The sequence below is a fragment of the Streptomyces sp. NPDC059787 genome, from assembly GCF_042732315.1.
In the GTDB taxonomy this organism is placed as follows: domain Bacteria; phylum Actinomycetota; class Actinomycetes; order Streptomycetales; family Streptomycetaceae; genus Streptomyces; species Streptomyces atrovirens.
This window is the reverse complement of the sequence record NZ_JBHWHX010000072.1, coordinates 1-13,250: the sequence shown is the minus strand read 5'-3', so window position 1 is coordinate 13,250 and position 13,250 is coordinate 1. Positions and strand designations below refer to the sequence as shown.

At 72.8% G+C, this 13,250-nt stretch carries 14 protein-coding genes; 6 read left to right on the top strand and 8 right to left on the bottom strand.

Features of this window, described 5'->3' with window-relative positions; genetic code table 11:
- Window positions 1–4 precede the first annotated feature (4 nt).
- The 7 genes from ACFV5H_RS35855 to ACFV5H_RS35825 form a co-directional block, all read right to left on the bottom strand.
- Window positions 5–1,084 carry an ABC transporter ATP-binding protein gene (locus tag ACFV5H_RS35855; RefSeq protein ID WP_385198932.1) on the bottom strand — a complete coding sequence of 360 codons (1,080 nt, stop codon included), beginning with the start codon at window positions 1,082–1,084 and terminating at the stop codon, window positions 5–7.
- Window positions 1,085–1,088: 4 nt separating this feature from the next.
- Window positions 1,089–1,901, bottom strand: a complete 813-nt coding sequence (locus ACFV5H_RS35850) for an ABC transporter permease (protein ID WP_385058150.1) — start codon at window positions 1,899–1,901, stop codon at window positions 1,089–1,091.
- Entirely contained in the window at window positions 1,898–2,701 is an 804-nt protein-coding gene (modA, locus tag ACFV5H_RS35845) for a molybdate ABC transporter substrate-binding protein (RefSeq protein ID WP_385198930.1), read from the bottom strand. Before modA ends, ACFV5H_RS35850 begins: the two co-directional genes overlap by 4 nt.
- 165 nt (window positions 2,702–2,866) lie before the next feature.
- Entirely contained in the window at window positions 2,867–3,262 is a 396-nt protein-coding gene (locus ACFV5H_RS35840) for a molybdopterin-binding protein (protein WP_385198928.1), read from the bottom strand.
- 31 nt (window positions 3,263–3,293) lie between these two features.
- Window positions 3,294–4,325, bottom strand: a complete 1,032-nt coding sequence (locus ACFV5H_RS35835; RefSeq protein ID WP_385198927.1) for a LacI family DNA-binding transcriptional regulator — start codon at window positions 4,323–4,325, stop codon at window positions 3,294–3,296.
- A 233-nt stretch (window positions 4,326–4,558) separates the two neighbouring features.
- Window positions 4,559–4,759 carry a DUF5999 family protein gene (locus ACFV5H_RS35830; protein WP_073934577.1) on the bottom strand — a complete coding sequence of 67 codons (201 nt, stop codon included), beginning with the start codon at window positions 4,757–4,759 and terminating at the stop codon, window positions 4,559–4,561.
- Between the two features lie 314 nt (window positions 4,760–5,073).
- The gene (locus tag ACFV5H_RS35825; protein ID WP_385059386.1) at window positions 5,074–5,658 is read right to left on the bottom strand and encodes a hypothetical protein; all 585 of its coding nucleotides are present in this window, start codon (window positions 5,656–5,658) and stop codon (window positions 5,074–5,076) included.
- A gap of 562 nt (window positions 5,659–6,220) precedes the next feature.
- Between ACFV5H_RS35825 and ACFV5H_RS35820 the strand changes: the two genes are divergently transcribed.
- Window positions 6,221–7,738 carry a glutamate-cysteine ligase family protein gene (locus ACFV5H_RS35820; protein WP_385059389.1) on the top strand — a complete coding sequence of 506 codons (1,518 nt, stop codon included), beginning with the start codon at window positions 6,221–6,223 and terminating at the stop codon, window positions 7,736–7,738.
- 79 nt (window positions 7,739–7,817) lie between these two features.
- A complete protein-coding gene (locus tag ACFV5H_RS35815; protein WP_385059392.1) occupies window positions 7,818–8,618 on the top strand; it encodes a CPBP family intramembrane glutamic endopeptidase in 801 nt (266 codons plus the stop codon).
- A gap of 54 nt (window positions 8,619–8,672) precedes the next feature.
- Here the strand turns inward: ACFV5H_RS35815 and ACFV5H_RS35810 are convergent, their stop codons facing one another.
- Window positions 8,673–9,482 (bottom strand): PhzF family phenazine biosynthesis protein, encoded by an 810-nt coding sequence (locus tag ACFV5H_RS35810; RefSeq protein WP_385198925.1) that lies wholly within the window; start codon window positions 9,480–9,482, stop codon window positions 8,673–8,675.
- 162 nt (window positions 9,483–9,644) lie between these two features.
- Between ACFV5H_RS35810 and ACFV5H_RS35805 the strand changes: the two genes are divergently transcribed.
- The 4 genes from ACFV5H_RS35805 to ACFV5H_RS35790 all read left to right on the top strand — a co-directional run bounded on the left by ACFV5H_RS35805 (window position 9,645) and on the right by ACFV5H_RS35790 (window position 13,221).
- Window positions 9,645–10,277 (top strand): PadR family transcriptional regulator, encoded by a 633-nt coding sequence (locus ACFV5H_RS35805; protein WP_073934582.1) that lies wholly within the window; start codon window positions 9,645–9,647, stop codon window positions 10,275–10,277.
- Window positions 10,278–10,457: 180 nt separating this feature from the next.
- On the top strand, window positions 10,458–10,991 hold the full coding sequence (locus tag ACFV5H_RS35800) for a Clp protease N-terminal domain-containing protein (protein ID WP_385198923.1): 534 nt from the start codon (window positions 10,458–10,460) through the stop codon (window positions 10,989–10,991).
- Between the two features lie 67 nt (window positions 10,992–11,058).
- Window positions 11,059–12,039 (top strand): DMT family transporter, encoded by a 981-nt coding sequence (locus ACFV5H_RS35795; protein ID WP_385198944.1) that lies wholly within the window; start codon window positions 11,059–11,061, stop codon window positions 12,037–12,039.
- Window positions 12,040–12,264: 225 nt separating this feature from the next.
- Window positions 12,265–13,221: a DMT family transporter gene (locus ACFV5H_RS35790; protein ID WP_385059339.1), complete on the top strand. Its 957-nt coding sequence runs from the start codon at window positions 12,265–12,267 to the stop codon at window positions 13,219–13,221.
- Window positions 13,222–13,250 lie beyond the last annotated feature (29 nt).

Here is a 13,250-nt window from a genome sequence, read left to right as displayed (position 1 = left end):
ACGGCTACGCCGGGTACGCGTGCGTCTGCGTCGCCTTGACCGCCGCCCAGACCGTCGCGCCCGGGTGCAGGTCGAGTTCGGCCGCGGCGACCGTGGTGAGGTCGGCGGTCAGGGCGAGTCCGCCGGTGAGCTCCGCGCGGATCTGATTCCCGTGGGTCTCCAGACCGGCGACCTCGCAGCGCCAGAGGTTGCGGGCGCTGGAGCCGGTCGGCCGGTCCCGGTACAGGGTGACCGCGCCGGGCGGGAACGCCACGAAAGCGGGCCCGGAGAGGTCCTCCGTGGTGCTCACGGCGGGGCCCGCGTCGAGCAGCACCGTGTGGCCGTCGGCCCGCCCGCGGTACAGGTTGAGGCCGACCAGCTGGGCGATGTACTCGGTGCGCGGGTGACGGGCGATGTCGGAGGGCGTGCCCTCCTGCACGATCCGGCCCTGCTCCACGACGACCAGACGGTCGGCGAGCACCATGGCGTCCAGCGGGTCGTGCGTGACCAGGACGGCGACGGCCTCGAACGCGGCCAGATGACGGCGGAGCTGCGCGCGCACCTCCAGCCGAGTGCGGGCGTCCAGGGCGGCGAGCGGTTCGTCCAGGAGCAGCAGCCGGGGGCGGGTGGCCAGGGCGCGGGCGAGGGCCACGCGCTGGGCCTGGCCGCCGGACAGCCGCCGGGGCTTGGCGCCCGCGTGTCCGGCCAGCCCCATGCGGTCGAGCCATTCGGCGGCCTGTGCGCGTGCCTCCGCCTTGCCGGCGCCCCGGCAGCGCGGGCCGAAGGCCACGTTGTCGAGCGCGGTCAGGTGCGGGAAGAGCAGGTAGTCCTGGAAGACGACACCCACCGGGCGCGACTCCGGCGGCGTACGGCGCAGATCCACGCCGTCCAGCCGCAGATGCCCGGTACCGCCGAGCGGGGCGAGGCCCGCGAGTGCGCGCAGGGCGGTGGTCTTGCCGGCGCCGTTCGGGCCCAGCAGGGCGACGACGTCACCGGGTGCGGCGGTCAGCGCGACGTCCAGTCGGAAGGAGCCGCGGTCCACGACGAGGTGTGCGTCCAGGCCCTCGGCGGCGGTGTCGGGCACGGTCCCGGGATTCTTCGGCATGGTGTCAGACGGTCCTCGTCCAGCGGTCCCGCAGCCCGGCCAGTACGGCGATGGACACCGCCAGCAGGACCAGGCTGAGGGCGATGGCGGCGGCCGGGTCGTTCTGCAGGGCGAGGTAGACCGCGAGCGGCATGGTCTGGGTGCGGCCGGGGAAGTTGCCGGCGAAGGTGATCGTCGCCCCGAACTCCCCGAGGGCCCGAGCCCAGGCCAGGACGGCGCCGGCCGCGATGCCGGGAGCGATCAGCGGCAGCGTGACCCGGCGGAACGCGGTGAAGCGGGAGGCGCCCAGGGTGGTGGCCGCCTCCTCGTAGCGCGGGTCGGCGGCCCGCAGCGTGCCCTCGACGCTGATGACGAGGAACGGCATCGCCACGAACGTCTCGGCGAGGACGACGCCCGCGGTGGTGAAGGGCAGGGTGATGCCGAACCACGCGTCCAGCCACTGGCCGACGACGCCGTTGCGGCCCAGGGCGAGCAGCAGGGCGACACCGCCCACCACCGGGGGCAGCACCAGCGGGAGCGTCACCAGGGCGCGGACCAGGCCCCGGCCGGGGAAGTCCGTACGGGCCAGGAGCCAGGCCAGCGGGACGCCGACGACCAGGCTCAGCGCGGTCGCCGTCGTGGCGCACAGCAGCGACAGGCGCAGCGCCTCCCAGACCTCGGGGCTGGTCAGCTGCTCGGGGAGGTCCCGCCAGGGGGCGCGGAGGAGGAGGGCGAGGAGGGGCACCAGAAGGAACGCCAGGCCCAGGAGAGCGGGCACGAGGAGGGCGAGGGGGACACCACGGCCGGGGGCGCGGAGGGCATCCTGGCCGTTGGTCATGGCTTCAGGAACCCCGCCTCGCCCAGGACCTTCCGGCCCTCCGCGGACTTCACCAGCGCCACGAACGCCTTCGCCGCGGACGGATTGGGCGCGTTCTCGAGCCGGGCGATCGGATAGTCGTTGACGGCCTCGGCGGACTCCGGGAATTCCACGCCCTCCACCTTGTCACCGGCCGCCTTCACATCCGTGCGGTACACGAGGGCGGCGTCGGCCTCCTTCAGCCGGACCTTCGTCAGGGCGCTCTTGACGTCCTGCTCGTACGAGACCGGTTCCAGCTCGACGCCGCCGGCGGTGAGGGCGGTCCGCGCGGCGGCTCCGCAGGGCACCGTCTCGTCGCACAGCACGACCTTCAGGCCGGACGCGGTCAGGTCCCCGAGGGAGTCGATCGCGTGCGGGTTGCCCGGTACGGTGGCGATCTCCAGCCGGTTGCGGGCGAACGTGCTCGGGCTGCCCGCCGTGAGCCCTTCGTCCGTGACGAGCTTCATCGTCCTGGCGCTGGCCGCCGCGAAGACGTCGGCCGGGGCACCGCTGTCGATGCCGGCGGCCAGGCCGTCGCTGCCGCCGAAGTTGAAGGTGACCTCGGTCCCCGGGTGCTCCTTCTCGAACCGTTCGCCCAGCGTCGTGAAGCTCTCCTTCAGCGAGGCGGCGGCGAAGACGGTGACCGTGCCGGTGATGTCCTGTCCGCCGGACTCCGCGGACGCCGACGAGTCCGAGCCGGACGCGGAACAGCCGCTCAGCACCAGTACGGCGGCGGCTGCCCCGGCACCGGCGATCCGACGGGTCCAATGCGAACGGGGCATGTCGGAGCACTCCCTCTGTGGGCCTGTGGAAGAGCCCGCAACACCCTTCCGATACGCCGATCATACTGACGCATCTGCAAGGCATTAACCCCCTTGCTCATCGCATGAGACAGGAAAAGAGGTCAAGGGGTGCGTATATGCGTTCATGCGGGTGTGCGGCCGCCGTCAGGTGCGGTCGATATGGACGTTCGTCGACTTCACACGTGCCGTGGCCTCCACGCCGACCTCCAGCCCCAGTTCCTCGACGGCCTCCCGGGTGAGCAGCGAGACGAGGCGGTGCGGGCCGGCCTGGATCTCGACCTGGGCGGCGACGTCGCCGAGCTTGATCGCGGTGACGATGCCGGGGAAGGCGTTGCGGGCGGAGGTGTACGGAGTGCCCTCCTCGACGACGCCGGCCCTGGCGAGTTCGACGGAGAACGCCGCCAGGTCCCGTCCGTCGACGAGCCGGCGTCCGCCGTCGTCGCGGTGGGTGGTGATACGTCCCGCGTCCGCCCAGCGGCGGGCGGTGTCCGGGCTCACGCCGAGCAGCCTCGCTGCCTGGCCGATCGTGTAGGACTGCATGCCGGTCACGATAGGCGGTGCCGGAGGCGCCTCAGCCCCGCTCGGCGGGAGCGGCCGTGCTCACCCGGACGACGAGGTTTGTGCCCAGCTCCACACGGGGGGAGTCCGGCTGTTCGCCGCGGGTGAGACGGAGCACCGTACGGACGGCGAGTTTGCCCATGTCGGCCAGGGGCTGGCGGACGGTGGTCAGCGGCGGCGCCGACCACCGGACCTCCGGGAGGTCGTCGAAGCCGACCACGCTCATGTCCTCCGGGACCCTGAGCCCCCGGCCGCGCAGCGCCTCGATCGCCCCCAGCGCCATCTGGTCGCTGGCCGCGAACACCGCGGTCGGCGGCTCCGGCAGGTCCAGCAGGACGTTGCAGCCCGCGAAGCCGGACTCCGGGCGGAAGTCGCCGGGGACGATCAGCGATGGGTCGAGCGCGATGCCGGAGCCCTCGAGCGCCGCCCGGTAGCCGTCGAGCCGCGCGCGTGAGCAGAGCAGGCGCGACGGCCCGGCGATCAGCCCGATTCTGCGGTGCCCCAGGGCCAGCAGGTGTTCGGTCGCGGCCATGCCGCCCGACCAGTTGGCGGCGCCGATGGTCGGCACGTCCGCGGCGGGGGAGCCGGCCGGGTCCACGACCACCAGCGGGACGCCCAGGATCTGCAACTCCTCGTGCAGGGTGTCCATCGCGGAGGTCACGAGGATGACGCCGTCGGACGCGCGCGCCCGCAGATTGCGCATCCACTCCCGGGCGTCGCCGGAACGCCCGTGGACCGCCGACACCACCGTGCCCGCCCCGGCCGTGTGGGCGGCCTCCTCGACACCGCGGATGATCTCCACCGCCCAAGGGCTGCCGAGGTCGTTGAAGACCAGGTCGAGCAGGAGCGCACGGGAGGTGGAGGCGTTGGGGCGCTTGCGGTAGCCGTGCCGGCGCAGCAGGTCCTCGACCCGGGCGCGGGTCCCCGGGGAGACGTCGGAGCGGCCGTTGACCACGCGGGAGACGGTCGGCACGGAGACGCCGGCCCGCCGGGCGATCTCCGTGATCGTGACTCTGCCCCCGGCGTCGGCCCCATGTGCTGCCACTTGCCCCACCTCCGTGACGAAACCCGCGAAACTTCCAGGAGTCTTCCGGAAGGCGGGCGCCCGTGGGAAGGCGTCGCGGGGCGGACTCCTGCCCCAGGGGCCGGCCGGTCACCCCTCCCGTGTGCCGGGCTACGGTGGGTGATCGACCCCGGACACGCGTCGGGGCCGGCGCAGGAGGTCCTGCGTCCGGCCCCTCGTCGCCCCCGGGCGGGCCCCGTTCCGCCCGGTCGTGCTCAGGCGGTGGTCAGGCTGGCGCCCCGGGGACGCTGCGGGGCGATGATCCTGCCGTCGGGCAGGAGTTCACCGGTGTCCTCGAAGAACACGACACCGTTGCACAGCAGGCTCCAGCCCTGCTCCGGGTGGTGCGCCACGAGACGGGCGGATTCCCGGTCGGCGGAGTCTGCTGAGGGGCACGGTGGCTGGTGCTGGCACATGGGTGGGATCTCTCGCTCTGTGGTGACCTGTGAGTCGGCTGTCGTTTCAGTTCCGCGGCGTGAAGCTTCGTTCATGGCCGCCCCCCGTTGAGATAAGTCGGTCGGAAACCAGTGTTGCCCCATGGGCGAGGATCCGCAGGCATTTCGCGGCACCGCCCCTCACAGCTTGAGGACGCGTCACCCGCGCGGACGGTTCAGCTCAACTGCACTGTCACTTCGGGTGGTTCGCCATGGCCGGATGGGGCTAGTCCTTCCGGAAGACGCGTGTGCCCCGCCGCGTCGGAGGTCCGGGCGGCGGGGCACACGGTGAACTCTCAGGCGGGTGAGCCGAGCAGGCGGGTCGGTGTCACCCGGTGCGTCAGGACCGGGAGCAGGTCGGTGAACCGGTGCGGGCGGTGGGCCGCGATGCCGGGCGGCGCCGGGGCGAGCGGGACGAGCAGATCGGTGGCGGCCGGGTGCCCGGTGGCGCCGTCCGCGGTGGGATCGCCGTGCAGCCAGAGCGCCAGCATGTAGAGGCTCGGCACCGACAGCAGCCGGGGCTGGTACGGCTGTGTCATGGCCTCGGCCTGGCGCAGCGCGAGCTCGGTGGAGGTGATGTAGGGGCCCTCGAAGAAGCGGGAGAACGTCCAGCCGTCGGCGGTGAGCACGGTGTCCGCGGCGGCCACCGCGCGGTCGCCGGTGCGGATCAGGAAACGCCAGCCGGCCAGCCGGGTCCCGGTCCCGCCGTCGGGGGTGGTCCGGTCCAGGACGTGCACGGGAAGGGGCAGCTCGGGTGAGGCGGGTCCCTGGGCGACGAGCAGGGAGGGAGTTCGGGCTTCGCGGACCGCGGTCGGCGAGGAGAGTGCGGTCAGGACGGAACGCAGTGCGGGCGCGGGAGCCGGGGGAACATGCAGCGGCATGGTGGGTCGCCTCTCATTCGAAGGCACAGTGGCGCGAGGGCGGGGCGTGGCGGGGCGGACGGCGCTGTCAGCTCGCGAAGGTCAGAGAGGCAGGGGCCGGGGGCTGAGCCCGGGAGGCGGGGGCGAGGAGTGCCGCACGCCACCTCCCGGCTGGATCGCTCGAACCGTGGGCGCCAACCTTCTGCCTTGTGCGCGAAGTTTATACGACATGTGTTCAGACTGTGTTTCGTCTAGCTGTTCCCTGCAGGCGGAACAAGGGCACTTCTGGCCCATGAAATGTGAAAATCATCCCGATTTCGGGCCGGGCGCACGCCGATGACCTCGGGAAATGGCCGCGAAGCGGTCGGCCAATTTTCGTCGGCGCTTTTCACGAGTTCGCAACCGACCCGCAAGTCGCCTTCTGTGCCATGCCTCGTGAATGTGCCACTGGTCACCTCGACCAGACTAGCGGCCGACGGTTCCGTCCGGGGCGTTATCGATCGCATCGACGGGGCATCCTCCCCTGTGGACCGGGACCCCGGCGGCCGATCTTCGGCCCGCCCGTGCGAGGAAGGACCCTTCGATGGGGGAAAAGGTCGTGGCAGGTCAGTTCGACCTGTCCGATCGCCAGCGCTACCGCGAGAAGCTCCGCAGTTGTCTGACGGGCTTGGAGCGACTGCTGGCGGAGAAGCGGTTCGACCGCCCCAAGAACCTCATGGGGCTGGAGATCGAATTGAATCTCGCGGGCGCCGACGGCATGCCGAGAATGTTGAATGCGCAAGTCCTCGAACGGATCGCCAGCAGGGACTTCCAGACGGAACTCGCCATGTTCAATCTGGAAGTGAACATCGCCCCCCACCGATTGGGCGGGCGGGTATTCGACCGGCTCGACGAGGAACTGCGCACTTCGCTCACGTACGCCGACCGGAAAGCCGGTGAGGTGGACGCGGGGATCGTGATGATCGGCATCCTGCCGACACTGGACCGGGACGACCTGGTCTCCTCGAATCTTTCCGACGTCGACCGCTACGCATTGCTCAACGAACAGATCGTGGCCGCGCGCGGTGAGGACTTCACCCTCGACATCGACGGCGTCGAACGCCTCAGCTGCACCTCCAAGTCCATCGTCCCCGAGGCCGCCTGCACCTCGGTGCAACTGCACCTCCAGGTCACCCCGGAGCGCTTCGCCGGTGTGTGGAACGCGGCCCAGGCCGTCGCCGCCGCCCAGATCGCCATAGGCGCCAACTCGCCGTTCCTGTTCGGCCGCGAACTGTGGCGCGAGTCCCGGCCCCCGCTGTTCCAGCAGTCCACCGACACCCGCCCGCCCGAACTCCAGGCCCAGGGCGTGCGGCCGCGCACCTGGTTCGGGGAGCGCTGGGTGACCTCGGCGTTCGACCTGTTCGAGGAGAACCTGCGCTACTACCCGGCCCTGCTGCCCCTCTGCGACGAGGAGGACCCGCTCGAGGTGCTGGACCGGGGCGGCGTCCCCAGCCTCGCCGAGCTCGTCCTGCACAACGGCACCGTCTACCGCTGGAACCGCCCCGTCTACGGCATCGCCGACGGCGTCCCCCACCTGCGCGTGGAGAACCGCGTGCTGCCCGCCGGCCCCACGGTCACCGACGTCATCGCCAACGCGGCCTTCTACTACGGCGTGGTCCGCGCCCTCGCCGAGGACAGCCGGCCGGTGTGGAGCCGGCTGCCGTTCGAGGCGGCGGCCGCCAACTTCGACGCCGCCTGCAAGCACGGCATCGACGCCCGCCTCACCTGGCCCCGGCGCGGTCGTCTGGGCGGGCTGGGCGAGGTGGACGCGGTCACCCTCGTACGGGACGAACTGCTGCCGCTCGCCGAGGCCGGGCTGGACGCGTGGGGGATCGAGCCCGCCGACCGGGACCTGTACCTCGGGGTGATCGAGGAGCGGTGCCGGCGAAGGGTGAACGGCGCGACCTGGCAGGTCGCGACCTTCCACCGGGCCCTCGACCTGGGCCTCGGCCGGGACGCCGCCCTGGCCGCCACCACCCGCCGCTACCGCGAGCTGATGCAGCAGGGCGATCCGGTGCACAGCTGGCCGGTGGGACTGCCGGAACCGGTGCCCACGGGCTGACGCCGTCACCGGCCCCCCGGCCGGACGCACAGCCGCTGCCCTCATACTGATCGGACCGATCGGTGATGTGGAGGCAGGTGTGCAGGCGGAGGCGGGCCCGGCGGCCGGTTCGTATCCTGAGCGGAGGCCCGCGCGGGCGACGCTCCGCGACGAGACGCTTCTCGTGCTCGCGCTGTCGCTCGGTGCGAGCGGAGTGTCGGCCCTGATCAGCTTCGTCGGCTCGGTCACCGAACCGGGCGGTCTGAAGGACCAGGCGGCCACCCTCAACGCGTCGGCCGCGCCGGGCCGCCCCTGGCTGGACCTCGCCTGGCAGCTCTTCGGGATCACCACGGCGCTCGTACCGGTCGCGCTGGTGGCGCACTTCCTGCTGCGCGAGGGCGCGGGGCTGCGCACCCTCGGCTTCGACCGCACCCGGCCCTGGTCCGACCTCGGCCGCGGAGCGGCGGTCGCGGCGGTCATCGGCAGCAGCGGCATCGCCTTCTACCTGGCCGCGCGCGGCCTCGGCTTCAACCTCACCGTGGTGCCGGAGGCGCTGCCCGAGGTGTGGTGGAAGTACCCCGTGCTGATCCTGTCCGCGATGCAGAACTCGATCCTCGAAGAGGTCGTCGTCGTCGGCTACCTGCTGCGCCGGCTGGACCAGCTGGGCTGGTCCCCGGGCGCCTCGCTGGCGGCCAGTTCGGTGCTGCGCGGCTCGTACCACCTCTACCAGGGCATCGGCGGCTTCATCGGGAACATGGTGATGGGCGTGGTGTTCGTGTACCTCTACCGGCGCTGGGGGCGCGTCGGGCCGCTGGTGGTCGCGCACACGCTGCTCGACATCGGGGCGTTCGTGGGGTACGCGCTGCTGGCCGGCAAGGTGGACTGGCTGCCGACGGCGTGAGGTGGCGGCGACGGGGCGTGCGGCGCGGCCGCACGCCCCTTCGCCGTACCGGGATCAGACCAGCAGGTCGCCCTCGATGACCGTCACGGCCCGTCCGCCCAGCAGGGTGCGCTCGCCGCGTACCTCGGTGCGGACGCGGCCGGAGCGCGGTGAGGCCTGGAGGCCGGTGAGGACGGAGCGGCCGAGGCGCTCGGACCAGTACGGGGCCAGAGCGGTGTGCGCGCTGCCGGTGACCGGGTCCTCGTCGATGCCCACGTTCGGGAAGAAGCAGCGGGAGACGAAGTCGTAGCCGAGAGCGGGGTTCTCGGCGCGGGCGGTGGCGATGACGCCGCGCTCGGAGTAGGCGGCCAGGGCCTTGAGGTCGGGCCGCAGGGCGTGGACGGTCCGCTCGTCGGCGACCTCGACGAGCAGGTCCCCGATGTTCGGGCCGGTGTCGAACGCCGTGAGCGGCCGGGCGCCCAGTGCCGCGGCGACACCCTCGGGAACGTCGACCGCGGTGAGCGGGGCGGTGGGGAAGTCCAGGGTGACGGCGCCGTCCCCGTCGGGCGTGGCGATGAGGACGCCGCTGCGGGTGGCGAACCGCACCGGGCCCCGGTGCGCGCCGGTGGTGTGCAGGACGTGCGCGGTGGCCAGCGTCGCGTGGCCGCACATCGCGACCTCGGTGGCGGGGGTGAACCAGCGCAGCGCCCAGTCGGCCTCGCCGCCCGCGGGGAGCGGGTGGGCGAAGGCCGTCTCGGCGTGGTTGACCTCCAGGGCGACGTTCTGCAGCCAGGGGTCGTCCGGGAAGGCGTCCAGCAGCAGCACTCCGGCGGGGTTGCCGGCGAAGGGCCGGTCGGTGAAGGCGTCGACGATTCGAATCCGCATGTCCTGACGGTAAGGGCTCCGCGAAGCCGCAGGCCAAGGCCAATTCGAGGGTCCCGGCCCGTTCGCCGCGGCCGGCGCGCGACCGGAGGGGTTGCCGGACGAACACTTCCGATATATCGTTGAAGCATCGCGACAGATCAGCGACAGAATGGAGTGGTTGCGATGCGCACCCATGGTCACGAGCACGGACACGGTCATGGCGGCCCGCGTGGCGGCCGTGGCGACTTCGAGCGGCTGCGGGCGGCCTTCGGGCCCTTCGGTCCGGGGGGCCCGGGCGGTCCCGGTGGTCCCTTCGGCCCGGGTTTCGGGCACGGCGGCCCCTGGGGCGGACGAGGCCGCGGCGGACCGAGGGGAAGGGCGCGGCGCGGTGACGTACGGGCCTCGATCCTGGCCCTGCTGAAGGACCGCCCGATGCACGGCTACGAGATGATCCAGGAGATCGCCGAGCGCAGCGGCGGGGCGTGGAAGCCCAGCCCCGGTTCGGTGTACCCCACCCTTCAGCTGCTGGAGGACGAGGGGCTGATCGCCAGCGAGTCCGAGGGTGGCAAGAAGCTGTTCTCGCTGACCGACGCCGGCCGCTCGGCGGCCGAGGAGGGCCCCGAGGCTCCCTGGGAGGAGGCCTCGCGCGGGGTCGACTGGGAGGCGCTGAGCGAGATCCGGCAGGCCGGCTTCGGCCTGATGGAGGCCTTCGGGCAGGTCTGGAAGACGGGCAGCAAGGAGCAGCGGGAGAAGGCCCTCGCCGTCATCAACGAGGCCCGCAAGAAGCTGTACCTGATCCTCGCCGACGAGGACTGACGGGATCGGTGAGGACCGGCGAGGGGCGTGACGCAAACCGGCGCGCGCCCCTCGGCCGGAAACGCCCTGATGTCCTTCGCAGGGAGGAGATCCCGGGCCGGGGTGTCCGCTTTCCGTCGGACGCCAAGATGCTTCCCGCCGGGGATGCCCCGGGCCCGCGCGGCTGATGAGGTGGGGGACGTGCAACCCCGTATCCCCCGGCAGCAGGCCCAGGAGTTCCAGGAGCAGGGCATCCACCGCGCGGAGAACGATGTCAGGCTCGGCGCCGAGCTGGCAGCGGTGGTGTCCGGTGCCCGGCGCAGAGCGGTCCGGGACGGGGACCGGCAGATCGACACCGCCCATCTGCTGCACTCGCTCCTGGAGGCCGACGCCGACGTGAGATCCGCCTTCGGTGAGGGCCCGCGGATCGCCCGGCTGCTCGGCTACCTGGTCCAGCGCAGCATCGGTTACGGGCTGCGCTGGCAGGGCGCGGTCGAGGACTCCGGAAGCGTCCCCGTCGTGACCGGGACCGCGGGCCTCTCACCGCTCGCCGCTGGCTGCATGGAGTACGCCCACGAGCGCGCCGCGCGTCACGGCCGCGGCCCGGCGTGCGGTACGGACCTGCTCGCGGCGATCGTCGTGGACCCCCGGGCGCGCGCCGTCGAGGTGCTCGAACGCGCCGGGATCGACCCCCGTGAACTGTTCGCCCGACTTGAGGCGCCGTCCGGTCGGTGAGACAGGTGCGATAAGGGGTGACGCTCCTGTCCGGGCCTGTCATCATGTGCCGGTGCCTACCTCTGTCATGACCCCGAGCGACCACCGGAAGGGCGTCGGACTCGGCCTCGCGCTGCTGTCCGCGCTGGCCTTCGGGGGTTCCGGTGTGGCGGCCAAGCCGCTGATCGAGGCGGGTCTCGACCCGCTCCACGTCGTGTGGCTGCGGGTGGCGGGCGCGGCGCTCGTCATGCTGCCGCTGGCGGTGCGCCACCGGGAACTCCTGCGCAGCAGGCCCGGACTGCTCGCCGGGTTCGGCCTGTTCGCCGTGGCCGGCGTCCAGGCCTGTTACTTCGCCGCGATCTCCCGCATCCCCGTCGGGGTCGCCCTGCTGGTCGAGTACCTGGCGCCCGCGCTCGTGCTCGGCTGGGTGCGGTTCGTGCAGCGGCGGCCGGTGACCCGGGCCGCCGCGGTCGGCGTGGTCCTGGCGGTGGGCGGGCTCGCCTGTGTCGTGGAGGTGTGGTCGGGTCTCGGCTTCGACGCGCTCGGTCTGCTGCTGGCGCTCGGCGCGGCCTGCTGCCAGGTCGGCTACTTCGTCCTGTCCGACCAGGGCGGCGACGGCGACGAGGCACCCGACCCGCTCGGTGTGATCGCCTACGGGCTGCTGATCGGCGCCGCCGTCCTGACCGTCGTCGCCCGCCCCTGGTCCATGGAGTGGTCCGTGCTCACCGGCAGCGCGGAGATGGACGGCACCCCGGTCGCCGCCTTCGTACTGCTGGCCTGGATCGTCCTCGTCGCCACGGTGGCCGCGTACGTCACCGGGGTGGTGTCGGTGCGCCGGCTCTCCCCGCAGGTCGCCGGTGTCGTGGCCTGTCTGGAGGCGGTCATCGCCACCGTCCTCGCCTGGATCCTGCTCGGCGAGCATCTGTCGGCGCCGCAGATCGTGGGCGGCGCGGTGGTCCTGGCGGGCGCTTTCACCGCCCAGTCCTCGGCCCCCGCGAAGGGCTCCGGAAAGCCTGTGGCGAGCGGCGGCCCCGAACGGGAGTTGTCCACGCCGGGAACGACCGCCTAGGGTGCTGATCATGCATGCGCGCGCACGTGTTCTTCCGCCTCCGGCCGCCTGAGGCGGGCCCTCCGGTACATCCGCCCGGCCGGCCGCCGGGCGTGACGGTGCTGCCCGCGAACGAAGTCCGCAGATCCCGCCGCCCCGGCCCCGACCGGGACTGATCCGGGGTCCCTTCCCGAACTTCCGCGCCCACGCCGACGTGTGTGGTGCGTGCATCCGCGGAGAGAACACGTGTCGAACGCCGTTTCCGGCCTGCCCGTCGGGCGAGGCCTCCTCTATCTGATCGTCGCCGGTGCCGCCTGGGGCACCGCGGGCGCCGCCGCGTCGCTTGTCTACCGGACCAGCGACATGGGTCCCGTCGCCCTGTCCTTCTGGCGCTGCGCCGTCGGCCTGGCCCTGCTGCTCGCCGTCCGGCCGCTGTCCCGCCGCCCCCGGTCCACCGCACCCGAGCCGCTCGGCCGCCGGGTGCTGCGGGCCGGGGCCACCGGCATCGGGCTCGCGGTCTTCCAGACCGCCTACTTCGCGGCCGTCTCCGCCACGGGACTCGCCGTGGCCACCGTCGTCACCCTCGGTGCCGGACCCGTACTGATCGCGCTCGGCGCGCGAGTGACCCTGGGCGAGCGCCTCGGGCGCGGCGGACTGGCCGCCGTTGTGGGCGCGCTCGCCGGACTCGTCGTGCTCGTCCTCGGCGGCGGGGGCGCGACCGTGGACCCGTGGGGCGTCCTCCTCGCCCTGCTGTCCGCGGCCGGGTACTCGGCGATGACGCTGCTCACCCGCTGGTGGGGACGCGACGGCGGTACGGACTCCGCCGGTACGACCGTCGGGGCGTTCGCCGTCACCAGTCTGGTGCTGCTGCCGTTCGCCGCGGCCGAGGGGCTGGTGCCGCACACCGACGCCCCCGGCGCGCTGCTGTGCCTGCTGGCGTACGTCGCCTCCGTGCCGACGGCGCTCGCGTACGGCCTCTACTTCGCCGGCGCGGCCGTCGTACGGTCGGCCACCGTGTCCGTGATCATGCTGCTGGAGCCGGTGAGCGCGGCGGTGCTCGCGGTCGCCCTGCTCGGTGAGCGGCTCACGACGGCCACCCTGGCCGGCACCCTGCTGATGCTCGGCTCGGTCGCGGGACTCGCGGTCGGCGAGGCGCGGGACGCGCGGGCCCGCGGGGAGGAGCCGGACGCGGTGCCGGTGTGACGGCGCGGGGCCCTTCCGCGCGGAAGGGC